The sequence below is a fragment of the Rhizobium sp. WSM409 genome (assembly GCF_057653825.1).
The window spans coordinates 111,056-133,625 of sequence record NZ_JBYGKP010000003.1 but is presented as its reverse complement, the minus strand read 5'-3'; the positions used below and the strand labels follow the sequence as shown (position 1 = coordinate 133,625).

27 protein-coding genes and 1 pseudogene are annotated in these 22,570 nt (G+C 60.6%); 15 read left to right on the top strand and 13 right to left on the bottom strand.

The genetic code is table 11. The annotated features are described in order from the left end of the window. Positions 1-603, bottom strand: coding sequence for a nuclear transport factor 2 family protein (locus tag AC25BC_RS28135; protein WP_128439058.1), 603 nt, complete (start codon positions 601-603; stop codon positions 1-3). Between the two features lie 226 nt (positions 604-829). Here AC25BC_RS28135 and AC25BC_RS28130 point away from each other — a divergent pair, with 226 nt between their 5' ends. Beyond that, a complete protein-coding gene (locus tag AC25BC_RS28130) occupies positions 830-3,970 on the top strand; it encodes an adenylate/guanylate cyclase domain-containing protein (protein WP_128439059.1) in 3,141 nt (1,046 codons plus the stop codon). A 226-nt stretch (positions 3,971-4,196) separates the two neighbouring features. Here the strand turns inward: AC25BC_RS28130 and AC25BC_RS28125 are convergent. Next, positions 4,197-4,708: pseudogene (locus AC25BC_RS28125) on the bottom strand (oxidoreductase); the annotation flags it as partial. Between the two features lie 8 nt (positions 4,709-4,716). Here AC25BC_RS28125 and AC25BC_RS28120 point away from each other — a divergent pair. Next, entirely contained in the window at positions 4,717-4,821 is a 105-nt protein-coding gene (locus tag AC25BC_RS28120; RefSeq protein ID WP_348625840.1) for a BrnA antitoxin family protein, read from the top strand. Positions 4,822-4,942: 121 nt separating this feature from the next. Here AC25BC_RS28120 and AC25BC_RS28115 read toward each other — a convergent pair whose 3' ends face one another. Beyond that, entirely contained in the window at positions 4,943-5,833 is an 891-nt protein-coding gene (locus AC25BC_RS28115) for a LysR family transcriptional regulator (RefSeq protein ID WP_003553689.1), read from the bottom strand. 212 nt (positions 5,834-6,045) lie between these two features. Here AC25BC_RS28115 and AC25BC_RS28110 point away from each other — a divergent pair, with 212 nt between their 5' ends. The 4 genes from AC25BC_RS28110 (at position 6,046) to AC25BC_RS28095 (ending at position 8,941) form a co-directional block, all read left to right on the top strand. Then, the gene (locus tag AC25BC_RS28110) at positions 6,046-6,291 is read left to right on the top strand and encodes a helix-turn-helix domain-containing protein (protein WP_003553687.1); all 246 of its coding nucleotides are present in this window, start codon (positions 6,046-6,048) and stop codon (positions 6,289-6,291) included. A 300-nt stretch (positions 6,292-6,591) separates the two neighbouring features. Then, positions 6,592-7,005, top strand: coding sequence for a very short patch repair endonuclease (locus tag AC25BC_RS28105; RefSeq protein ID WP_003553685.1), 414 nt, complete (start codon positions 6,592-6,594; stop codon positions 7,003-7,005). Then, a complete protein-coding gene (locus tag AC25BC_RS28100; RefSeq protein ID WP_128439060.1) occupies positions 7,005-8,186 on the top strand; it encodes a DNA cytosine methyltransferase in 1,182 nt (393 codons plus the stop codon). The genes AC25BC_RS28105 and AC25BC_RS28100 overlap by 1 nt, the downstream gene beginning before the upstream one ends. Then, positions 8,183-8,941: a GIY-YIG nuclease family protein gene (locus AC25BC_RS28095; RefSeq protein WP_003553682.1), complete on the top strand. Its 759-nt coding sequence runs from the start codon at positions 8,183-8,185 to the stop codon at positions 8,939-8,941. The genes AC25BC_RS28100 and AC25BC_RS28095 overlap by 4 nt, the downstream gene beginning before the upstream one ends. A gap of 574 nt (positions 8,942-9,515) precedes the next feature. On the opposite strand, the gene AC25BC_RS28090 is transcribed toward AC25BC_RS28095, so the two are convergent. Next, a complete protein-coding gene (locus AC25BC_RS28090) occupies positions 9,516-9,698 on the bottom strand; it encodes a hypothetical protein (RefSeq protein WP_003548476.1) in 183 nt (60 codons plus the stop codon). 70 nt (positions 9,699-9,768) lie between these two features. Here AC25BC_RS28090 and AC25BC_RS28085 point away from each other — a divergent pair, with 70 nt between their 5' ends. Then, positions 9,769-10,410: an alpha/beta hydrolase family protein gene (locus tag AC25BC_RS28085; protein ID WP_128407538.1), complete on the top strand. Its 642-nt coding sequence runs from the start codon at positions 9,769-9,771 to the stop codon at positions 10,408-10,410. Here AC25BC_RS28085 and AC25BC_RS28080 read toward each other — a convergent pair. Together AC25BC_RS28080 and AC25BC_RS28075 are read right to left on the bottom strand one after the other, a co-directional pair. After that, positions 10,407-11,102, bottom strand: coding sequence for an RES family NAD+ phosphorylase (locus tag AC25BC_RS28080; protein ID WP_003553678.1), 696 nt, complete (start codon positions 11,100-11,102; stop codon positions 10,407-10,409). The two genes, AC25BC_RS28085 and AC25BC_RS28080, sit on opposite strands and share 4 nt — an antisense overlap. After that, positions 11,099-11,620: an MbcA/ParS/Xre antitoxin family protein gene (locus AC25BC_RS28075; RefSeq protein WP_003553677.1), complete on the bottom strand. Its 522-nt coding sequence runs from the start codon at positions 11,618-11,620 to the stop codon at positions 11,099-11,101. The genes AC25BC_RS28080 and AC25BC_RS28075 overlap by 4 nt, the downstream gene beginning before the upstream one ends. A 233-nt stretch (positions 11,621-11,853) precedes the next feature. Between AC25BC_RS28075 and AC25BC_RS28070 the strand changes: the two genes are divergently transcribed. Beyond that, complete coding sequence (locus AC25BC_RS28070) at positions 11,854-12,432, top strand: acyloxyacyl hydrolase (RefSeq protein ID WP_003553675.1); 579 nt, start codon at positions 11,854-11,856, stop codon at positions 12,430-12,432. Between the two features lie 411 nt (positions 12,433-12,843). Here AC25BC_RS28070 and pcaQ read toward each other — a convergent pair whose 3' ends face one another. Continuing rightward, entirely contained in the window at positions 12,844-13,761 is a 918-nt protein-coding gene (gene pcaQ / locus AC25BC_RS28065; protein ID WP_003553674.1) for a pca operon transcription factor PcaQ, read from the bottom strand. A 94-nt stretch (positions 13,762-13,855) separates the two neighbouring features. Between pcaQ and pcaD the strand changes: the two genes are divergently transcribed. From pcaD to AC25BC_RS28040, 5 genes are all read left to right on the top strand, one after another. After that, the gene (gene pcaD, locus AC25BC_RS28060) at positions 13,856-14,665 is read left to right on the top strand and encodes a 3-oxoadipate enol-lactonase (RefSeq protein WP_003553672.1); all 810 of its coding nucleotides are present in this window, start codon (positions 13,856-13,858) and stop codon (positions 14,663-14,665) included. Then, complete coding sequence (gene pcaC, locus AC25BC_RS28055) at positions 14,662-15,066, top strand: 4-carboxymuconolactone decarboxylase (protein ID WP_003553668.1); 405 nt, start codon at positions 14,662-14,664, stop codon at positions 15,064-15,066. The genes pcaD and pcaC overlap by 4 nt, the downstream gene beginning before the upstream one ends. 9 nt (positions 15,067-15,075) lie before the next feature. Next, positions 15,076-15,825 (top strand): protocatechuate 3,4-dioxygenase subunit beta, encoded by a 750-nt coding sequence (gene pcaH, locus AC25BC_RS28050; protein ID WP_003553667.1) that lies wholly within the window; start codon positions 15,076-15,078, stop codon positions 15,823-15,825. A 2-nt stretch (positions 15,826-15,827) separates the two neighbouring features. Next, a complete protein-coding gene (gene pcaG / locus AC25BC_RS28045) occupies positions 15,828-16,439 on the top strand; it encodes a protocatechuate 3,4-dioxygenase subunit alpha (RefSeq protein ID WP_003553665.1) in 612 nt (203 codons plus the stop codon). A 202-nt stretch (positions 16,440-16,641) separates the two neighbouring features. Continuing rightward, positions 16,642-17,688, top strand: coding sequence for a 3-carboxy-cis,cis-muconate cycloisomerase (locus AC25BC_RS28040; protein WP_128439061.1), 1,047 nt, complete (start codon positions 16,642-16,644; stop codon positions 17,686-17,688). Here AC25BC_RS28040 and AC25BC_RS28035 read toward each other — a convergent pair. Both AC25BC_RS28035 and AC25BC_RS28030 read right to left on the bottom strand, forming a co-directional pair. Next, positions 17,685-18,008 (bottom strand): helix-turn-helix domain-containing protein, encoded by a 324-nt coding sequence (locus AC25BC_RS28035; protein ID WP_003553662.1) that lies wholly within the window; start codon positions 18,006-18,008, stop codon positions 17,685-17,687. The genes AC25BC_RS28040 and AC25BC_RS28035 overlap by 4 nt on opposite strands. Beyond that, complete coding sequence (locus AC25BC_RS28030) at positions 17,938-18,207, bottom strand: type II toxin-antitoxin system RelE/ParE family toxin (protein ID WP_245459823.1); 270 nt, start codon at positions 18,205-18,207, stop codon at positions 17,938-17,940. Before AC25BC_RS28030 ends, AC25BC_RS28035 begins: the two co-directional genes overlap by 71 nt. On the opposite strand from AC25BC_RS28030, the gene AC25BC_RS28025 reads away from it, so the two are divergent. Together AC25BC_RS28025 and AC25BC_RS28020 are read left to right on the top strand one after the other, a co-directional pair. Continuing rightward, positions 18,103-18,327 (top strand): hypothetical protein, encoded by a 225-nt coding sequence (locus AC25BC_RS28025; protein WP_245459824.1) that lies wholly within the window; start codon positions 18,103-18,105, stop codon positions 18,325-18,327. The two genes, AC25BC_RS28030 and AC25BC_RS28025, sit on opposite strands and share 105 nt — an antisense overlap. Next, positions 18,324-19,091 carry an SDR family oxidoreductase gene (locus tag AC25BC_RS28020; RefSeq protein WP_003553658.1) on the top strand — a complete coding sequence of 256 codons (768 nt, stop codon included), beginning with the start codon at positions 18,324-18,326 and terminating at the stop codon, positions 19,089-19,091. The genes AC25BC_RS28025 and AC25BC_RS28020 overlap by 4 nt, the downstream gene beginning before the upstream one ends. A gap of 57 nt (positions 19,092-19,148) precedes the next feature. On the opposite strand, the gene AC25BC_RS28015 is transcribed toward AC25BC_RS28020, so the two are convergent. Genes AC25BC_RS28015 through AC25BC_RS28000 form a run of 4 tightly spaced genes read right to left on the bottom strand, consistent with a single transcriptional unit; the run spans position 19,149 to position 22,569 of the window. After that, a complete protein-coding gene (locus tag AC25BC_RS28015) occupies positions 19,149-19,979 on the bottom strand; it encodes a shikimate dehydrogenase family protein (RefSeq protein WP_128439062.1) in 831 nt (276 codons plus the stop codon). Positions 19,980-19,983: 4 nt separating this feature from the next. Continuing rightward, positions 19,984-21,051, bottom strand: a complete 1,068-nt coding sequence (locus tag AC25BC_RS28010) for a Gfo/Idh/MocA family protein (protein WP_128439063.1) — start codon at positions 21,049-21,051, stop codon at positions 19,984-19,986. A gap of 58 nt (positions 21,052-21,109) precedes the next feature. Further along, entirely contained in the window at positions 21,110-21,874 is a 765-nt protein-coding gene (locus tag AC25BC_RS28005) for an amino acid ABC transporter ATP-binding protein (RefSeq protein WP_128407525.1), read from the bottom strand. A 53-nt stretch (positions 21,875-21,927) separates the two neighbouring features. Continuing rightward, entirely contained in the window at positions 21,928-22,569 is a 642-nt protein-coding gene (locus AC25BC_RS28000) for an amino acid ABC transporter permease (RefSeq protein ID WP_003553651.1), read from the bottom strand. Position 22,570: the final 1 nt, after the last annotated feature.

Genomic DNA, 22,570 nt, shown 5'->3' with positions numbered 1-22,570 from the left:
TCAGCGAGCTCTGATACTAATTCCGTTCTGATCCGTCAGAACGACCAGGGACCCGAACTTCAAGGTGTTGCCAAAAGAGTCCCTGACGATGGTCGCGTAGAGACTCGCCATGTAATCGACTTTTGGTGGCTCCGTACTGGTTGACGGACCCTGGGTGAATACGACAGACGAAATCAGCGCTTCGTACGTTTGATTTGCGGTGTTCTTTCGGATGAGAATGTTGCTGAACAAACGGCGCGCGCGTTTGTCACCTAACCCGGTGAATGACATCCTGAGCAAGTCTTCGAGTGTTTCGTCTTTCCCAGAATCTTTTTCATCGCTCGATCCCGTCTGACACAGCAAATAGGTGGCTCCCGGCTCGAAAAGCTCCCGCACCCCAACCGCATTTTTGTTGTCCATCAGCCATGCGTAATGCGATATGAAATCCTCCACTTCATGCCGTTCTTCTGGGGTCGGGACGGCATAGCTTCTGGATTTTTTGAGGAATTCGTCTCCGTCCCCCGCTATGTCTGCGGGGCATTGCGGAGTTTGGGCGAACGCGCTTACTGAAAAGCCGATGCTTATGGCAAATGCCAACGTCGCAATTTTAACAAGCGCAGTCATAGGTCCCTCCTTGATGATTACAGGGGGTTCGGACCGTTGGCATAGGCTTTCATCATTTGCGGACCAAACCGAAGCCTCGTCTATAAAGACGTCCTTGTCCGCCGAAGCTGACAATACAGTGAAAATCGTTCGATTGTTGAATATCGCCCTGTGCTATTGTAGCTTCAACTAAAATAATGCGCAAGTTCTAGTAGTAGCCGGCGGTTAAACATTATACGGGGCGGCGATGAGTGATGTCGGGCGTTGGCTGGCGGAAATCGGACTAGAGCATCTTGCGGAACAGTTCGCCTATGCCCAAATCGATCTGAACAATCTGCCATTGATCACCGAACATGATTTAATCGAAATGGGCGTGCGCGTGGGTCCGCGACGCACGCTACTTGCCGCGATTGCGGCAATGAAGACGCCCATGGCGAGGGAAGAGAAAAATCCTGTCGAGCGACGTCAGCTGACCATCCTTTTTTGTGACATGGTCGGATCCACGGAATTCGCGGCGCGTCTCGATCCGGAGGATTTCAGTCAGTTAACCCAGCTTTACCTCGCGCGTTGCAGCGCCATTGCCCGTTCCCATGGAGGATACGTAGCAAATTATGTGGGTGATGCGTTTCAAGTTCTGTTTGGCTATCCGACCTCGGAAGAAAACAACGCCGAGCGCGCGTTGCAGCTAGCATTCGATGTTCAGGCCGCCGTCGCGCAGTTGGAGTCTCCTGATGGAACACCCCTGCACGTGCGGATAGGAATTGCCACGGGCCTCGTTGTTGTTGGTGATATCGAAGGAGCTCCGGCTGGCGTTTCCACGGTTGCGTTCGGTCCCGTTCCGAACCTTGCACAAAGGCTGGAGACGCTAGCAGAGCCGGACGCCATACTCGTTGATCAGAATACGTACGAAGCAACGGCTACCAATTTCGAGTTCGTGGATCTCGGGCCGAAAAGCCTGAAGGGTTTCACTCGCGCGATCCACGTCCGCCGTGCGATCAAGGAGTTGTCTGGTACGTACCGATTTAGCGCGCAATCACGACTGACTCCTCTGGTAGGCCGGGACTCCGAACTGCAACGGCTGCTGACTAGCTGGCGATCAGTGGAACTCGCCGAAACCGGCGGGGTGACCGCCATCAGCGGCGAGCCCGGTATTGGCAAGTCCAGGCTCGTTTTCGAATTGCGAAGAGGGATTCAACAGAGAAAGACTTTGATAGCGCAATGTTCTCCGGCTTTTTCGAACAGCGCCCTTTATCCGTTCCTCCGGCTGCTCAAGCAGGAGGCCGGCCTCGCTGATGGCGAACCCCCGAACTTGGCGTCCGAGAAACTGACCTCGTTCCTGTCTTTGACGAGAGTACCACTGTCGGTCAGCTACCCAATCTTCGCGCGATTGCTGGCCCTGGAGCATCCCTCGTTCCCGCCGTCCGAACTCGACTCCGCCCAACAGGAGCAGACGATCACGGCTGCTTTTGTCGGCTGGCTCAAGCATCTGGCGAGCGAGGAACCGATACTATGCGTCGTCGAGGATGAACAATGGATCGACCCGTCTTCACGAAGGCTCTTGCAGGCGCTCGTGGGAGCCTCGTCGGAAGCTTGTATCCTCTTTCTCGTGACATCTCGCAATATTCCGGTGCTTAACGGGAAATTCGACCACCTAAAGCTGACAAGGCTTTCCCGGGAAGAAGCCGGAAACGTGATTGGAAGCCTGACATGCGAGACCGAGCTTGATCCAGAGGTTGTCAACAGGCTCCTGGCAAAGGCCGAAGGTGTTCCCTTGTTTCTCGAGGAACTCGCGCGTTCGACACTCGAAGACGCGGCGGAAGCGCGCGAGGACAGCTTTCAAAATGGCGACAGGCGGGCAACCATTCCAACTTCGCTGCAGTCCGCCCTGCTTTCCCGACTTGACAAGCTCGGGGGAGTAAAGGTCGTCGCCCAGACGGCGGCCGTGATCGGACGGGAGTTCGACTTGAACACGCTTGCCCATGTTGTCGGAGTGTCGACGGATGTCCTCCGGCCCCAGATCGAGCAGCTGGTAGACGTAGGCTTGGTTGCGCCGCAGCCCTTCAGCAATTGGCCACGTTATACTTTTTCCCACAGTCTGCTCCAGGAGGCGGCGCGCGGCGCGCTGCTGCGCGACAGACGACGGCAGCTTCATGCCCTGGTGGCGCAAGCGATCGAACTTACTGAACCGCGCACAGTGGTCGAGCATCCGGAGGTGCTTGCACAACACTACGACGAGGCCAGCCTGTTCGAGCGCGCCGCCGACTATTGGCTCAGCGCGGCTAGGAAGCTTGCAGCGACATGGGCCAAGGTGGAAGCCGCAAATATGTTCCTCAAGGGCGTTGAGTGCGTTCGACGGATGCCTGCCTCGACCACTCGTGATAGAAAGGAACTCGCCTTAGAATTGGAAAGAGGCGATGTCCTCTACGCCGCGTACGGCTACCTAACAGCGGACAGCAACTCCGCCTACCGCAACGTCATGCGCCTGAGCGAAACCGTCGGCGACCCCGAAGCGGCGATCAACGCGTTGGACGGCCTTTTCGGAATAGCCTTCAATTCGGGGCGCTTTCAGGACGCGGAATGGGCGAGCGACCAGTTGAAGGAGATCGGCGTCCGAGAAAACAATCTCAAGGCGCTGGTGCTTGGGCTGCAATTTGCGGGCATGTGTGCGTTTGTCCGCGGCCGATTCTCGCAGGCTCGGGAGGCGTTGGAACGAGCCCTATCACACAATTCCAGCGCCAACAGGATCGGCAGCGACTTTCCGAGCATGACGATGGTGTATCTGTCGTGGACGCTCCAGATGCTCGGCGAAGATAAACGTGCTTTTGAGCTCTTCCTTGCGGCAGAGGAAGATGCTCGAAGCCAGAGCGACTATCGAGTTGCCGCGTGTCTCGGCAATGGCTGCATTCTGATGTCCCTTAGACAGGATACCGCGACGCTTAACCGATTGGTAGACGAACTTGTCCCGCTTGCTACCCGTAACGGGTTTCAGCTCTGGCTCAAGATGGCAATTTTCTTTTCGGGCTGGCTGAAGGTGACGGAATCACATGACCCCTCCGGCATCGCACAGATGCAAAACATCTGCGACGATATGGGCGATCAGGAGGTCGATAAGACCTGTTACCTCGGCGTATTGGCGGACAGTCTGCTTCAAGTCGGCGATCTCGCCGAAGCAACTGGCGCAGTCGGAAAGGGCATGACACTCGGTGCCCGCACCGGGGAGCATTACTACACGGCCGAGCTGATGCGCCTCCGCGGTGAGGTTCTTGCCAGAGCCGGCCTTCGCTTTGAAGCCGGAAAGATGATGCAAGAAGCTCTCGAATACGCCGCTTTCCAAGGAGCGGTAGTGTGGGAAACAAGAGCAAAGCGATCGCTTGCAGCCCTGCAATAGATCGCGTCACGATGCGAGTAAGCCGCGTCAAGTCTGAAAGTTGCACTTCATCAGTCACCCGGCATTGGAAATGCATTGCGCTTGGCTGCTAAACCGTCGGCGGGCTCCAACGCGGCTTTAACTCGACGGGCAACGCCATCCACGGCGACCGGATATCGCTTTCGCTCGACGATCAAGCATGCGGAGGAACTTGGTGGCCGACCGCATTGCCTGAGCGAAGTCCCGCTTACGCTGGAACTAGCGGAGTGGCGGGCCAATCACCTTCGATAGGAACGGAGCCTTTTCGCGCGCATGGCGCGAACAAGCTCTTATACTTGGACGGCTGCGACCGAAGATATTGGTTCGGTGCGGTGACCTGCCCGCCAAGTTCCGCCGCTGCATGCCATGGCCAGCGCGGATCGCAGAGTATATCGCACGGGCGAGAGCGACGAGATCGGCGTCGCCCGTCGCAACAATAGCTTCCGCCTGCGTTGGCTCTGTTATAAGCCCAACCGCCACGACAGGAATGTTGACGGCAGCTTTGATAGTCCGTGCGAGCGGTACCTGGTAACTCGGGCTTATCGGAATGGACTGCGCGGGTGAAAGACCGCCACTTGATACGTGGATTGCATCGCACCCCTTGCCTTCCATCGCCTGGGCAAAGGCGACCGACTGTTCGATATCCAGACCTCCGTCCACTCAATCGGTCGCGGAGACCCTCATCGTTACCGCGCGATCACCAGGAAAAGAAGCTCGGATGGGTCGCCGTGAGCATTCGGCTCGATCCACAAGTGGTCGATGCTTTCACGGCCAAAGACGAAGGCTGGCAAAGCCGGATAAATGAGACACTGCGGAAGGCGGTAGGGCTATAGCACTCCGCGGCTCCGTTTGTCATTGCCCCGCAAATGCAGACTTTTAGTTTAAAACTGCTCGCGCAATGCTCTGTTGCGCGTCTCCCGCTCAGCGCCCCGCCACCCCTGGGTGCCCCTCGCCTTACTTGGAGGCGCGTGCCAATGAGCGGGCGATATCGACGATGTCATCGCGCGAGGCGGTCGGGTCGTCCTTGCTCCAGGCAACACCAAGCCCGATCCTGAAGTCGATACCCCTCACCGCCTTCAGCTCGAAGGCCCGGTTCGGCAGGCCCTCGGTCCATTCCGGCGCAAAGCCGATGCCAAGCCCGGCCGAAACCAGCGACACCAGCGAATAGGTATCATCGCAGCTATAGGCGATGTTGCGGGTCAGATCGTATTCCTCGAACTTCTCGTTGAAGTACCGCTCGGTGTAGGAGAGGTTCTTGCGATTGAAGGCGATGATCTTTTCCCCGCGCAGATCATCGATGCCAATCTCCGTCCGCTCCGCCAGTGGGTTGCTCCTCGCCACCGCCAACAGATAGCGCTCATGGGCGATCGAGGAGAAGCGCAAGGAGCCGATGTTTTCCACCGGCCGGATGAAACCGAGATTGATCTGGCCGTTTTCCAGGCCGCGGATGATGTCGCCGGTATTGCCGCTGGATATATGGATGCGGATATCCGGGTACTTGCGGGCGATCTTTCCAAGGAACGCCGGCAGCACGCCGGTGGTCGCCGGATAGACGGTGCCGATCCTGATCTGCCGGATCGTCTTGCCGGCCACCGCCCTGGTGATCTCGGCACTCAGATCGACCTCGCTCAGGATCCCGACGCAGCGCTCGTGGAAGATCTCCCCTGCCCGCGTCAGCTCCACCCGTCTGGTCGAGCGGATGAACAGCGCGCAGCCGAGCTCCCGCTCCAGCGCCTGCACATGGTTGGAGAGTGCCGGCTGGGCGATGCGCACCTTGGCGGCCGCCCGGCCGAAATGCAGTTCCTCGGCCACCGCGACGAAGTAGGAGAGCTGGCGTAGTTCCATGTGGAGAGCTCCCCTATCTCACAACCGTGTATGGACTTCACCCAGCGTGACGCCAGACAAAGTTCTGCTATTGTCGGAATCAGCCATGATCCGAGCTCCTGACAGCTTAGGTTGTGGTCAGGCCGTGTTCGGTGGCTCAAACACCGGATGCGGCTGATCTGAACCAAAATATTGCACATGAACTAAAAAGTTTCAATGAGAAATCGAAAATAATGAGCGAATTAACCGGGGCTCAGATTCGGGCGGCGAGGGCTCTACTACGATGGACAGCTGAAGATCTTGCAGAGTCGGCCAGCGTAGGGTTGTCGACGATACGGCGTGCTGAAGCGGAGGACGGTCCGCCATCGATCACAGCTGCAAATTCGAAATTAATCCGAATGACACTGGAAAACGCCGGGATTCAGTTCATCACCAGGAACGGTGGGGGAGTGGGCGTTAGGTTTAAAGATCCGAACTGAGAGGAAGCAGAGTGGTTGAAATGCGCCGCACTCGAAATGTGGCATACCTAAGAGGGTGTCGTGGGTTGAATCCCACCCTCTCCGCCATTGCTCATAATGCATTTTTTCAACGATTTGCTTAATCGCCGCGATTGCACCCGTCACTCGGGAGCGGTGATCCGTGCCTAGGAACGACAAGGTGGGATAGAACCTCGGCGTGCGGGTTCACTGCCTTGCACTCACTGGCGTTATCTCGCTAGTTCGGCAGGTAAAATTTGAAGACCGATTTTGAACGGGCAAGCAGATGAGAGTCGCCGTCGCATGGACAGCCTGACACCAGAAGAACGCAGTATACGAATGGGATTGGTGCGTGGCCGGGACACCAAGCCGGAAATGGTCGTCCGACGCCTCCTCCATCGGATGGGATATCGATATCGCTTGCATGGCAAGGGATTGCCCGGAAAGCCCGATATTGTCTTTGGAAAACGTCGCAAGGTCATTTTCATTCATGGCTGCTTTTGGCATCGTCACGACGATCCCACCTGCCGCCTCGCGCGACTGCCGAAGTCGCGGTTGGAGTTTTGGGAACCGAAATTCGAGGCGACCGTGGCGCGAGATGCCAGGGCGGAAGCCAATCTTCAGGGCCGGGGTTGGCAGGTTTTAGTTGTCTGGGAATGTGAATTGCGGAATAGTGAACCATTAGAGAACAAACTAAGGCAATTCCTGGAGGGATAATGCGGGCAATCGAACTTTTCGCCGGGGCCGGCGGCCTAGGCATGGGGGTGAGCCGCGCTGGTTTCACCCCGCAAGCCGTCGTTGAATGGGATCGCTGGTGCTGCGACACGATCCGCGAGAATCGCGAGAATGGGATCGCTTCTCTCGCAAGCTGGCCCATGCCGATCGAGGGCGACGTCCGTGGCGTCGACTTCCGCGGGTTCGAGGGCAAGCTTGATCTTGTGACTGGCGGTCCGCCATGTCAGCCGTTTTCCCTGGGGGGAAAGCACCAGGCTCACGCCGATCGCCGCGATATGTGGCCAGAGGCCGTCCGCGCGGTCCGGGAGACCCGGCCGCGCGCCTTCATCTTCGAGAATGTCAAGGGCCTGACCCGCGAGAGTTTCGCGACCTACGTCTCTCACATCGTGCTGCAGATGACCTACCCGGACATTGTCGCGAAATCCGAGGAGGGCTGGGAAGGTCACCTTCAGCGGCTAGAGCGCCACCATACCAGCCGCCGGCGGGTCGCCGGGCTAGAATACCGCGTCGTGTATCGCGTGCTCAACGCCGCCAACCATGGTGTGCCGCAGCGTCGGGAGCGCGTCGTCTTCGTGGGCTTCCGGTCGGACCTTGATATCAAGTGGGCATTTCCCGCGGAAACTCATTCCCTGGACGCCCTTCTGTGGGACCAGGTTCACGGTGATTATTGGGATCGGCATCGAGTTCGAAAGGCCGATCGGGATATAGGAGACCGCTATCGTCAACGCGTGGCGCGATTGGGTCGGCAGCCGGATACCCTGCCGTGGCGGACCACGCGCGACGCGATCGCCGACCTGCCGGATCCGGAGCGCGAGCCAAAGCAATCCATGACCTACCTCAATCACCGTTTCCAGCCCGGAGCCAGATCATATCCGGGGCATACGGGCAGTCCGCTCGACGAGCCGGCGAAGACGCTCAAGGCGGGCGTCCATGGCGTGCCTGGTGGCGAAAATATGCTGCTGCGTCCCGATGGCAGCGTCCGATATTTCACCGTGCGCGAAAGCGCGCGGCTTCAAACTTTCCCCGACGACTTCCGTTTGCATGGATCATGGTCCGAGGCCATGCGTCAGCTTGGTAATGCCGTGCCCGTTGAGCTAGCGCATGTCGTGGCGTCGAGCGTGAACGCGCATTTGCAGTTCAAGGCTTCCGGAATCGCCGCATGACAGGTTATGTCGAATTTGAGTTCGATCTTCCTGGAGCCCTGCTTGTTCGACTGATCGAGGTTTTGGACGACTTGGGTGCCGTGCCCTTGAACACCACCAACCTCGCCGCCATTCCGGAAGAACAAGGCGTTTATCAGCTTTTTCTGGACGATCAGCTTGTTTACATCGGCAAAACCGATGCCGACGCCGGCCTTCACAAGCGCCTGTCGCGCCATTCGCGCAAGGTGATGCATCGCGTCGGCCTCGACCCTGCTCGTGTAAGCTTCAAGGCGGTGCGCGTGTTCGTGTTTACCGCCGTGGATCTGGAATCTGACCTGATCCGTCATTACGGCGGCGTCAAGGCTATTGATTGGAATGGTAGTGGCTTCGGATCGAACGATCCGGGCCGCGAGCGAGACACAACCAGGGTCGATCCAAGGAACTTCGACGCAAAGTTCCCAATCGACATCGATAGGGAGATGGCGTTCGCCATCGATCAGAATGAGACCGCGGCGAGCGCGCTCGCACGGCTGAAGGATGCCCTGCCTTACACTTTCCGATATCAAGGAAAGGGCGGTGGGAGCCGAAAACCCCATATGGACCTAGCATCCGTGTCCCTCCCCGCCAAGGGCGGGCCGATGACACCACGAGAGGCGATCAAAAGCATCGTGAGCCACCTGCCCGGTGGGTGGCAAGCCACGGCCTTGCCCGGCTACATTATTCTTTACAAGGAAGAGCGGGAATACCCCCAGGCGGAAGTAATCATTTCACGATAGTGTTCATGGCGGCGCCAGGGGAGGAGATTGTCGCCCATGCTCGGCTCCCGCGTCGGAGCCTGCGAATACCGCGTTTGCATTTTGTTGTCATCGATGAAGCGGATTGCCATTAAGAACTGGACGCAGAGCCACTTCACCAGCATTCTCACACCAAGGGAATGGCGATCTAGGAAAACATCCGCCTCATCAGGTCTCTCTCGGAAAGCCTAAAAGCTCTCCGTCGAGAACGTTGATTGAGAAAATTGCGCGACTCCAGGCAAAACTCAATCGGTATGACGGAAATCGGTCGAAGAAGCGCACTGAGGTCGCGAGGCGGGCTGACGCCTTAAACACCGTGCCCTCCAGACTGGGCGGACAAGGCGAACGCAAGTAGCGGCGATGAGCACAATGGCTGTAGAGCAAAAAGGGCGCTCGACCCTTGCGGGGAGCGCCCTTATCCTGTCGGACAACGAGCAGTTCGACGACGTCGATACCACGCGCATCCATTTTTCAGGCAGGACGGGTATATGGACCCTTTCCTTCGAGGTTTCAAGAGGCGGTTCAGCGGTTCCACACGATAATCGACCGCGGTCGATCAGGAGGCGACACCAGTGATCGGATTGACCACGGGTCGTTCGCTTTTGTCCCTGACCCCAGCCGGCTGCACCACCGGCGGCGCCATCGATTCCGCGTCGGCCGGCTCCGGTTTCTCGGGAACGGCCCCGACATCCTTGGGTCGCCGCTGCTCGGGCTTTACGTTTTGATCATTCGTCGACATTGTCTGTCTCCTTTCCAGGAGGAAGTCATGACCATCGACATGGTTCCGGCGATGGGATGGAGGATTACTGATGCTTGACAGGTTTTTGCTGCTGGGGCCCGAGGACGCGCGCTTCACGATCCTTCTCGCGCATGGCGCCGGCGCGCCGATGGATTCGGCGTCGATGACATCAGCGGCAAATGCGCTCGCCGGCGTCGGCTTCCGTGTCGCCCGTTTCGAATTCGCCTATATGGCGGCCCGCCGTACCTCGGAAGGTCGTAAACCACCGCCGCGCGCCGAAACACTCAATCCCGAATACGAGGGGGCGATTGCCGAGCTCGGCGCTAGCGGCCCGCTGATCATCGGCGGCAAGTCGATGGGTGGCCGGGTCGCCAGCATGGTGGCCGACGATCTCCATCGTCGAGGAAAGATCGCCGGCCTGCTCTGCCTCGGCTATCCCTTCCATCCGCCCGGCCAGCCTGGGAAGCTGCGCACCGGCCATCTCAGGAGACTGACGACGCCGGCGCTGATCTGCCAGGGAACCCGCGACGAATTCGGTACGCGGGATGAAGTGCCGGGCTACGATCTGTCCGATAGGATCGAGATCCTCTGGCTCGAGGATGGCGACCACGATCTCAAGCCGCGCAAGACGATCTCCGGCTTCTCCACTGCCGACCACCTCGCCACGATGGCGAAGGCGGTGAAGGCATGGGCCGAGCGTCTCCCAGTCTAGGCGTTGCCTCTTGGTCGCCGCCTACTTGCAAGCTTCCTCACATCGATGCGCCGGTCGGTGGCGGAGACCGTGATTTCGAAGTGGTCGACCTGCACCACGTCGCGAATATTGCGCGGCCGGTGAGCGACAATGTTGAGGCCGCCTCTCAGCCGGACACTGTCATAGAGGATGCCGGCGCCGCCGCTCGAGCGCACCTCTTCTCCCAGCACTTGCGAGGCCGCATAGCTGGTGCCGTCATAGACATCGGGCCTTAGCGTCTGCTCTCCGCGAATATCGAGGTAATCACCAGCTAGATTGGCCGAATAGCTTCGATAGATGCGCGCCATCGTGGTAACTCCGCGCGCGACGGCCTCGCGCCTCAGGTGATGGCCGACCTCCGCGGCGGCTGCTTTCAGATTGTCGGCGGCATACCAGGCGCCGAGATCCGGGCCATTGAAGCGCATTCCGCCGGGTGCGACATGCAGGAACGCCGCCATCACTATACTGGAGTTGGGTGTGCCATAAACCCACTCTGCCTCGGGAAGCCGCCGGATGCGGTCGGCGACAAGACGGTCGTTGGTCCAGCCGACCAACTCCATCACGGCTTCGAGATCGGCCGCCCTCGTCACCGTCTCAAAAAGTCCGATCGGCGGAAATTGCGACGGAATCAGCCGGAACGACGGACGCGGCGCCTCGGCAAAACGATCTCTCACCGGAAGACGATGTCCGCATCTTCGTAAGGCGTGAACGCGTCGTCGAGGATATTTGGCTGCATGTAGAGACCACCTCGCGCGCCATCGAGAAACCGACGGACGGTCATCAACCCGTCCTGGGTCCCGTTGGTCACGATATCAAGCGGCGGGCGGCCGCCGAATACCGGCGCATGATGTGGTGCGCGCAGCCAGGCGACGCCGGCGCGTTCATCGGAAAACAGCACGCCGAGCGCCTGATGGATGCCGAGCACGGCCGAGATCCGGGTCAGCGTATCGACATCGAGCGTGAAGGAGCCGTGCTCGCGCGCCTGCTTGGCCCAATTGTGGTAAGTCGATCGCGAGGGGTAACCCAGCACGAGCAGACGCTGCTCCTCGGTCAGCCCCCAGAGATCGGCGATCGCCAGAAAGGTTCGCAGTGCCGGGGCGCTCAGCCTCTTGCGGTTGACCGGAGCGAACCGCTCAGGTTCCAACCGCTGTTCTTCCCGGCCCTCTCGTTGCACCCTTGGCGCATGCCGCATGATAAGTCTCCTGTCTCGAACTAGACTTAGTCCAGATCTGGTCTTTTTTCAAGCGCATCTGATCAAACGCCCCTGCTGATGGCTCCGATGGCTCGTATAGTCCAAGCAGCAGCCCGTGGCGGAATATAAGTTGGCAAATCACCACGCCTTTTCCCCCAAAACGTCTTTGGCAAACCGTAGCGCCAATGTTACCTCTTCCTTATTCCCGCCCGACGCGAATCAAAGGACAGCAAATGAGGGTCGACTTCGGAAAGATCGCGTTGCGTTTTTTGGGTATGGCATCATTGGCAGCGGCAGCCGCCATCTCGGTCGCGGGCTCGGCGACTGCCGGCGAGCAGATATTTGATGAACTGCGCTTCGGCGTCTCGGCCTCCGTACAATCGGGCCATTCCAGGGAAGACGGCGTCTTTCCGGAGGTTACCGCTCTCTTCGATCCCTTCGGCTACGATACGGCGGTCGGCTGGCAGCAACAGCTGCTGCATCCTCGTGTGCATCTCGGCACCTCGATCGGCACGTCAGGCGAGGCCACCCAGTTCTTCACCGGATTCACCTGGACGGTCGATTTCAACGACAAGCTTTTTGCCGAAGCCGGCTTCGGCGGCGTCATTCACACCGGCGAGCTCGACGTCGATGATGACGGCCCGGAACTCGGCTGTCGCGTCCTTTTCCACGAATATCTCGGCGCCGGCTACCGTTTCAACCCGCACTGGAATGTCATGGCCCAGATCGCCCATTCATCGCACGCCAATCTCTGCGGCGGGCCGAACGACGGCATGACGCGCGCCGGTTTGCAGGTCGGCTACAAGTTCTAAGCACAGCTGCTTTTCCCGAGCTGAGTAGTTGCCAGCCCGCAGTTGATGGCGAGCATTTTCCTGCCGCGCGCCTTCCCGACAAAGGCTAAAGAGCGGAACCCGCGCTCAGGGCTTTCGAGAGCTGATGACCATGCAGGCCATCCCGATCGAGCCGGACCTCATCGCACGCCATGGCCTGAAAGCCGGACGAGTACCAAGTTATTGCGGTCGCGAACCGACCTTCCGGAGCCTGGGTATCTTCTCGCCCTGTGGAACGATCTTCCGGCGTCATTCACCATGACGGCTCGGAAGCTTGTTTTGGCAGCATGCGCGTATTCACTAGACCGAAAGCACCACGACCAATTCCACCGTCGCTTCCATTGCCGGCCCAGATCCTTATTCTGATCCTCCATCGATCCGACCTTCGCTGCTTCATGCAACCTCGCCTGCCGCCTCCCGGATCGTCTGCATCAGGATCGATTGCGGCAGGGACGGCACGGCATCGGCGCGCATCGTCAAGCCGACCGGCCCCTTGGTCTCGCCGGTATCAACAGGCAGAAGCGCCAGCCGCCCGTCGGCGACATCGCCCGCCACCACGCCGTTGGAAATGATCCAGATCGCATCACTTGCCCTGAGAAATGCGCGGCCGAAGGAATCCGACACCGTCTCGATCTGGTTCGGCAGGCTGGAAACGCCGTTGGCGATGAGGAAATTTTCAACCACCGGCCGGATGATCGAACCCCGCGTCGGCATCAGCACCGTGTAATCGCCGAAGCTGGCGAACGGCGATTGCCGGCCGTCGAGCAGCGGATGGCCGGCCCGCACGGCAAACACCACCTGCTCGGAATAAAGATGCTCGAAGGAAAAGCCCGCCATCTTCTCGGCGCCGGCCAGACGTCCGACGACGAGGTCGACATCACCGACGCGAAGCTGCTCCAGGAGCACCGCGTTCTCGCCGGTGACGATCTTCACCCGGCTCCAGGTCTTTTCCTTGAGGAAGAGTTCCATCGCCCGCGGCATTATGCGCGATGACACCGTCGGCAGCGCGCCGATCCGGATCGGCGGCGCATCGGAAAACTGCTCCTGCGAGACGGAATCGAGACCCTGACGCAGCGCCGTCAGTGCCGCGCCAGCGTGGCGCAGGAAGACCTCGCCGTAGCGGGTGATCTTGATGCCGCGGCCGTCGCGCTCGAAGACATCGACACCCAGGACCTGTTCCAGTTCGCGGATCGTCTTGGTGACCGCCGGCTGGCTGACATGGAGCAATTCGGCGGCCTTCATGACGCTCTTCTGCCGCGCCACCTCGACAAAGGTTTGCAGATGGCGGAACTTGACCCGGCTGTCGATCATCGCTCGCATAACTCCACGGTTATCGAAACGCCAATAAATATCATTTTACTTAACCGGATCAACCAGTCAATTTGACCAACAGGAGGAGAGTGACGTGCAATTCGCCCGCATAAACGACGTGACGATCCATTATCAGATCATCGGCGCCCCCGCCGACAGGCCGGTCATCGTCTTCGCCAATTCGCTGGGCACGGATTTCCGCATCTGGCGCGACGTCGTGGTGCGGCTTGCCGGTGAATTCGCCATCGTGCTTTACGACGAGCGCGGCCACGGCCTTTCCGATGTCGGCCAGCTTCCCTCGTCGATCGAGGACCATGCGACGGATCTCGCCGGACTTCTCGATCTGCTGTCGGTCAAGGATGCCGTCATCTGCGGCCTCTCCGTCGGTGGTCTCATCGCCCAGTCGCTCTATCACCGCCGGCCGGACCTGGTCCGCGCGCTGATCCTCTGCGACACCGCCCACAAGATCGGCACGGCCGACAGCTGGAACGCCCGCATCGCCGCCGTCGAGCAAAACGGCATCGGTAGCATCGTCGACGCGGTCATGGAGCGTTGGTTCACGCCCGCCTTCCGCCGGCCCGAGAGTACCGCCTATGCCGGCTATTGCAACATGCTGACGCGCCAGCCAGTCGAAGGCTATCTCGCCGCCTGCGCCGCGATCCGCGATGCCGACTTCACCGAACTCGCAAAGACGATCACCGTGCCGACGATCTGCATCGTCGGCGACCAGGATGGCTCGACGCCGCCCGATCTCGTGCTTTCGACCGCCAAGCTGATATCGGGTAGCCGCTACGAGGTCATCCCCGAGTGCGCGCACATTCCCTGCGTCGAGCAGCCGGAGGCACTGACGGCGATCATCCGCGCCTTCCTCACATCCATTCCGCCTGGAGAAGCCAGCCCATGAATGAAATCGCGTCCCCTTCCGAGCGCTATCGCCAGGGCATGGCGACCCGCCGCGCCGTGCTCGGCGACGCCCATGTCGACCGCGCCGCCACGACTGCGACGGAGTTCGACCGTCCCTTCCAGGAGCTGATCACCGAAGCCGCCTGGGGCCATGTCTGGTCGCGCCCGGCGCTGACGAAGCGCGAGCGCTCGATCGTCACGATCGCTCTGCTCGCGGCTCTCGGCCAGGACGACGAGGTCGCCATGCATGTGCGCGCCACCGCCAATACCGGGGCGACCCGCGAGGATATCTGCGAGGCGCTGCTGCATGTGGCGATCTACGCCGGCGTTCCCGCCGCCAATCACGCGATCAAGATCGCGAAGCAGGCTTTTGAACAGATGGACGCCGAAAAGGCGGCCTGAGGGAGGAACATGTCCGAACGACCGAACCGCAAGCCCGAGACCGGCGGCTTCTTCGCCCGCGACCGCGCCTGGCATGCGCCGGCGCTGACGCCTGGCTACAAGACCTCGGTGCTACGCGCGCCGCAGCGCGCGCTGCTGTCGCTCGACGGCACGATTTCCGAGACCACCGGCCCGGTCTTCGGCCATTCGATGATCGGCGAACTCGACAACGACCTGATCCTGAACTATGCGCAGCCCGGCGAAAGTGCCATCGGCGAACGCATCATCGTCCATGGCCGCGTGCTTGACGAGCGCGCCAGGCCGGTTGCAGGCGCCTTGGTCGAGTTCTGGCAGGCCAATGCCGGCGGCCGCTATCGTCACAAGAAGGAAACCTATCTAGCGGCGATCGACCCGAATTTCGGGGGCTGCGGCCGCGCCATCACCGACGAGGATGGCCGTTATCACTTCCGCACCGTCCGCCCCGGCGCCTATCCCTGGCCGAACGGCATCAACGATTGGCGTCCCGCCCATATCCATTTCTCGATCTTCGGCCATGGCTTTGCCCAGCGCCTGATCACCCAGATGTATTTCGAAGGCGATCCGATGATCTGGAAATGTCCGATCGTCGGCACCATCCCCGACAAGGCAGCGATCGAGCAGTTGATCGCGCCGCTCGACTGGGGCAACACCATCCCGATGGATTCACGCGCCTATAAATTCGATATCGTCCTGCGCGGCCGCCGCTCGACGATGTTCGAAAACAGACCGGAGGGCAACTGACCATGCAGCAGCTCGGCTATCTCAAGGAAACCCCGTCGCAGACGGCGGGCCCCTATGTCCATATCGGCCTGACGCCGAATTTCTGCGACATATCCGGCGTCTACGACAGCGATCTCGGCATCGCGATGGTCAACGACAAGACGCTCGGCGAACGCATCACCGTCACCGGCCGGATCTTCGATGGTGCTGGCGCGCTGGTGCGCGACGCGGTCATCGAGATCTGGCAGGCCGACAGCGCCGGCCTCTACAACAGCCCCTCGGAAATGCGCGGTGCCGCCGATCCCAATTTCACCGGCTGGGGCCGCTGCCCGACCCGCGCCGAGGACGGCGTCTACAGCTTCGAGACGATCAAGCCCGGCCGCGTTCCCTTCAAGGACGGCCGCGGACAAGCCCCGCACATCACCTTCTGGATCGTCGCCCGCGGCATTAATATCGGCCTGCACACGCGCATGTATTTCCCGGAAGAGACGGAGGCCAATGCCGCCGACCCACTGCTTTCGCGCATCGAACATCGCGAGCGCGTCGCAACGATGATCGCCACCCGCGATGGCGCAACCTGTCATTTCGACATCCATCTGCAGGGTCCGAAGGAGACGGTGTTTCTCGATATCTGAGGGCGGGCCGCGCAAGTCGCTTGTTCGCAGGGCTCCGGGCAAGTAGCCTCCAGCTCACCCTACCCTCTCCCCGCGGCGGGAGGGGACGTGCCACGATATCACCTGCCCATAAAGCGCGGACGCCGCCTCGAGCCTCTTCTCCCCAGTGGGGAGAGGTGGCGGCAGCCGGATGAAGTGGCCACCACCACAAACCGAGACGATCATGACCGCATCGCCCTTCGACCATCCTTTCCTTTCCGGCCTGCTCGGCGACGACGAAATCGCGCCCTATTTCTCCGCCGAGGCCGATATACGGGCCATGCTCTCCTTCGAGGCCGCCCTCGCCAAGGCTGAAGCGGCTCATGGCCTCATTCCCGCCGAAGCGGCAAGGCGCATCGCCGACACCTGCGCTGCCTTCTCACCCGAGATCTCCAGTCTTCGATCGGCAACGGCAAGGGATGGTGTCGTCGTTCCCGACCTCGTCAAGCAGCTGCGCGATGACGTCGGCGAGGAAGCGGCCAAGAGCCTGCATCTCGGCGCGACCAGCCAGGACGTCATCGATACCAGCCTGATGATCCGCCTGAAGGCCGTCGTCTTCCTGTTTGCCGGCCGGCTTTCCACCATCGCCGCGGGGCTCGATGCGCTGGACGGCCAGTTCGGCCGGAACCAGTTGATGGGTCATACCCGCATGCAGGCGGCGATCCCGATCACCGTCTCCGATCGCCTCAACGCGTGGCGGGAGCCGCTGACGACCTATCGCGACCGCCTGACCGAGCAGGGTTTTCCCGTCCAGTTCGGAGGTGCGGCCGGCACGCTGGACAAGCTCGGATCGCAGGCCGCAGCCATCCGTGCCTCGCTCGCCCAGGAACTCGGCCTTACCGATGCGCAGCAATGGCAGAGCGGGCGTCTGCCGATCGCCGATATCGCCGGGCTGTTCGCATCGATATCGGGCAGTCTCGGCAAGATGGGCCAGGATATCGCGCTGCTTGCCCAGGCCGGCGGTGAAATCGAAATGTCGGGCGGCGGCACTTCGTCGGCGATGGCGCACAAGCAGAACCCCGTTTCCGCCGAAGTCCTCGTCTCGCTCGCCCGCTCCAACGCCACTCTCCTATCGGGCATCCACCAGTCCCTGGTCCACGAACAGGAACGCTCGGGCGCCGCCTGGACGCTCGAATGGCTGTTGCTGCCGCAAATGACGATGGCAACCGCCGCCAGCCTGCGGCTGGCCAAGGAGCTGACGGGAAATATCAAGAGGCTTGGAACGGCCTAGCTCAGAACCTGAAGTCCGTGCTTCCGCACGATCGAGAGCAGCTTCAACGCCATCCCGCTCGGCCGCTTGGCGCCGCTCTCCCACTTCTGCACGGTGGATTCACTGGTATTGAGATATCGGGCGAAAACCGGCTGGCTGACGTGATTGCTTTCCCGCAGTGCCTTGATGGCCTCGGGACCAAGTGCATGCGGCGAAACCAGACAGCTTTCATCGAAGGACCGCATCGTTTCCTTGTCGATCGTTCCTATTTTATGCATAGTCTCCGCGGAGGCGTGAATCGCCTCGAACGCATCGCTCTTGTACTTGGTGCTTCTTGCCATGTTCGATCTCCACAAAATGACCGATATCGAGTAACTCCTCAAGCTGGCTGTCGGAAAGACCGGCATAGGATTTGGCGAGTTTTGCGAACGACCGATGCTGGTTGCCGTTCAATCGCTTCTTGAAGACGCCGCCGCCCTGATCATCGGCCTTGCCTTCCGCAACCTGCCTGATAGCTTTCGACAATTCGGAATCGGATATCCGTGCTTTGCGAGCCGCCTTGGCAAACCAGCCGGTTTTAAAAGCCGTTCCGCCATGCCTCTGAGTAGCACCCGGTGCTATGTTTCTCAAGTTGACTCCTACGATGAGAGCCGCTCGTGACCTTTCCCCTCTTTGACCTCTCCGGCCGCCGCGCCCTTGTCACCGGCTCCAGCCAGGGGATCGGCCGCGCATTGGCGGTCGGGCTTGCCGAGCATGGCGCTTCGATCATCATCAACGGCCGCAACGCGCAGAAGGCGGAGGCCGCCGCCGAGGATATCCGTCGCAGCCATCGCCATGCCGTCAGCGCCGCTTTCGACGTCACCGATGCGGAGGCCAGCCGCACCGCCATCGCCTATATCGAGGCGGAGATCGGCCCGATCGATATCCTCGTCAACAATGCCGGCATGCAGTTTCGCGCACCGCTGGAGAACTTCCCGGTCGAAAAATGGGATGAGATCTTCAAGACCAACGTCTCCAGCCTGTTTTATGTCAGCCAGCCGGTCGCCCAGGCGATGATATCGCGCGGCCGCGGCAAGATCATCAACATCACCTCCGTCCAGGCCGAACTCGCCCGTCCCGGCATCGCGCCCTATACCGCGACCAAGGGCGCGGTGAAGAACCTGACGCGCGGCATGGCGACCGACTGGGCGAAACACGGTCTGCAGGTCAATGCGATCGCGCCCGGCTATTTCCGCACGCCGCTCAACCAGGCGCTTGTCGACGATCCCAAGTTTTCCGGCTGGCTGGAAACCCGCACGCCGGCCGGCCGCTGGGGCGAGGTCAAGGAGCTTGTCGGCGCCGCCGTCTTCCTGGCCTCGGATGCCTCCTCCTTCGTCAACGGCCATATGCTGACCGTCGATGGCGGCATCACCGTCTCGCTCTAGAACAGGACGCCGTCCGAAAACCGCTCACAGTTTTCGCCATCACGCTCCAAATGCGCATCATCCGAGTTTGGCGATCGCCCGCAGATTGTCGGCCGTCGTCGTCGGGAATTCGAAGAATTCGAGGTAGGCCGGGATCTGTTCGAACAACATGTCCGTACCAACCTGAAACGCACAGCCGCGCGCCCGCACGGCCTCGAGAAAAGGGGTTATCTCCTTGGTCATCACGACTTCGCCGACGAAGGTCGAGGGCGAGATGCGGTCGATATCGATCGGCAGCGGGTCACCGCGCCGCATGCCGAGAGGTGTCGCGTTGACGACGATGTCGAAACCTTCAGGATCGGCGGAGCCGACTGTCACTGCAAGCTGCGGATAGTATTTCCTCAGCCTGTCCAGCAGCGCGGTTGCGGTCGCATCTTTGGCGTCGAAGATCGCCAGATGCTCCACCCCCGCCTGTGCCAAGGACGCCGCGATCGCCGAGCCGACGCCGCCGGCACCGGCAATGAGCGCACGCGCTCCTTCGACTTGTTTGCCCTTGCGCAATACACCCCGAACGAAGCCCTCGCCATCGAACATGTCACCGATCAGCCTACCGTCCGAACCGAGACGCACTGCATTGCACGAGCCGGCGACTTTGGCGTTGGTCGACGTTTCGTCGAGCAGCGCCATCGTCGAAATCTTGTGCGGCATGGTGATCAGGGCACCGTGGATATTGGACAACCGGAACAGAAGTTTCAAAAAAACCGGATAGTCCGCCGGCCTGCAGCCCATCGGCACGACGACGGCATCAATTCCGTTCTTCTCGAAATACGGATTGTAGATCAGCGGGGCCTTGAAGGACTCCGTCGGATAGCCGAGGTGCGCGATGAGTTTGGTCGTCCCGGTGATCATGTGGTCAGACTTTCTGGGGATCGGAAGAGGCGCTGGCGCTGGAGAGGTGGATCATCTGTCCTAAGCCCGCCGATCTCTTGATCGCCTCGACGACCCTGAGCGTGGCGAGGCCCTCCCGGCCACTCACCAGAGGCGTGGCATTGCCACGAATGACGTCGCAAAAATGTCTGAGCTGAACGCAAAGGGGATCGGCTACTTGATAAGGCACGCGCTCCTCGGCAAGCGGCTCCAGCCAATCGGGCCTCGAAGGGCTCGTCCACATCGTCAGATCTGGAACTCCGAGAGAACCCTTGGTGCCGCCGATCTGGTAGCAGAATTGATCGTAATGGGGAAAAGCGGGGTTTTCGCCGGTGGTCGTCTCCCAGCTCCAGGGCGCGGCCACGGCATCACTACCGTTAAGGGTGGCAAGCACTCCGTTTGCGAAACGCAGCGTGACGACGGCCGTATCCTCGACGGCATGGTTCCGCACGGCGCGGGATTCCATCGCATGGACGGCTTCGACCTCGCCGAAGAAATATCGGAAGAGATCGACATCGTGGATCAGGTTGACGAAGACCGGGCCGGCGCCTGCTTCGCGCCGCCAGGGGATGTCGAAATAGTCGTCGGGCTTGGCGACCCAGAACGTGCCGTGCACCGTGATGATCCGGCCAAGCCTTCCGCCGTCGACGATTTGCTTGACCGCCTGGATCATCGGATTGTGGCGCCTGTGATGGCCAACCAGCAGCGGTATGCCTGCCTTCTCGCCGGCGGCAACCAGTGCTGCTGCAGCATCGACATCGTCGGCGATCGGTTTCTCGATCAGGACAGGGATGCCGGCAGCCACGATCTCCATTCCGTTCTCGACGTGAAGCTGGTTCGGCGTTGCGACGATCACGCCGTCGGGCCTGTCTTCGACGCGGATGTCTAAGAAGCTTTGGTACCATCGCGCGCCGACAGTCTCGGCAAAGTCGCGACCGGCAGCGGAAGGATCGATCACCGCCGAGAGAACGGTTCCGGGCTCGGACATGACACGCCCGACGTGGCGCCTGCCGATCAGGCCGGCTCCCATGACTGCAATCTCCAGTGGCTTCATTGCCGGCTCCTGGAATCCGCCAGAGGTATATTTGTCAGACGCATCGACCTTGAGCCCCTTATTTCCGCAGGATTTCTCCGAGGAATTTCCTGGTTCGCTCATGCTGTGGGTTTGTGAAGAACTCGGCCGGCGGGGCTTCCTCGACGATCGCGCCGCTGGCCATGAAGATCACGCGATCGGCGACCTGGCGGGCAAAGCCCATTTCGTGGGTGACGCAGATCATCGTCATGCCCTCATCGGCCAGCCCGATCATCGTATCCAGCACCTCCTTGACCATCTCCGGGTCAAGCGCCGAGGTCGGCTCATCGAACAGCATCACTTTCGGCCGCATGCAAAGCGCGCGGGCGATGGCGACGCGCTGCTGCTGGCCACCCGAAAGCTGCACCGGATATTTGTCGGCCTGCTCCAGGATCTTGACCCGCTCGAGCAGCCCGCGTGCCCGTTCCTCGGCCTCCGCCCTACTGATGCCGGCCGCCTTCATCGGCGCCAGCATGCAGTTCTGCAGCACGGTCAGATGCGGAAACAGATTGAACTGCTGGAAGACCATGCCGACCTCGCGACGGATCGCGTCGATGGTCTTGGCCTGATTGCCGAGAAGAATCCCGCCGACGCGGATTTCACCTTTCTCGTAGGTCTCGAGATGGTTGATGCAGCGAATGAGCGTCGACTTGCCGCTGCCGGAAGGCCCGCACAAGACGATCCTCTCGCCGCTGCGAACCGATATGTTGATGTCGCGCAGGGCTTGAAAAGCGCCATACCACTTCTCCACCCGCTCCATGGTGATCATGGTTTCCGCGCCTTGAGCGGGACTGGGACTGGTCATCGGTAGAACTCCATATTGGTGGGCTGGACCGCGTCGAAGACGAGGGATGCGGATCAGCGCGCGGAGGCGGCGAACCTTCGTTCGAGGCGAGCACCAAGAATCGTCAGTGGGCAGCACATCAGGAAATAGAGAATGCCGACGACGCCGAAGACCGTCAGCGGTTGGAAGATCTGGTTGGAGATGATGTTGCCGGCCCGCGTCAGCTCGGTGAAGCCGACGATCGACGCAAGCGAGGTGCCCTTGATCAGTTGCACCAGGAAGCCGATCGTGGCTGGCAGCGAAATGCGCAGCGCCTGCGGCAGGATGACATCCTTCATGCGCGAGATGTATCTGAGGCTGAGAGCCTTTGCCGCTTCCGTCTGGCCGCGCGGAACCGCTTCGATCGATCCGCGCCAGATTTCGCCGAGATAGGCGCTGGCGTGCAGCGTCAGGCCGATGGCGACGGCCACCCAGGAATCGAGCATCAGCCCCACCAGCGCCAGGCCGTAATAGACGACGAAAAGCTGCATCAGCAGCGGGGTTCCCTGGAAGACGGCGATATAGCCGGCCGTCAGACGTTCCAGCAGCGGTATGCCCGAGGCGCGCGCAAGAGCGACGCCGAGCCCCGCGATGCCGCCGCAGACAAAGCCGACGGCTGACAGGAGCACGGTCCATTTCAGGCCGATCAGGAGGAAGACGAATTCTTCTTGACCCATG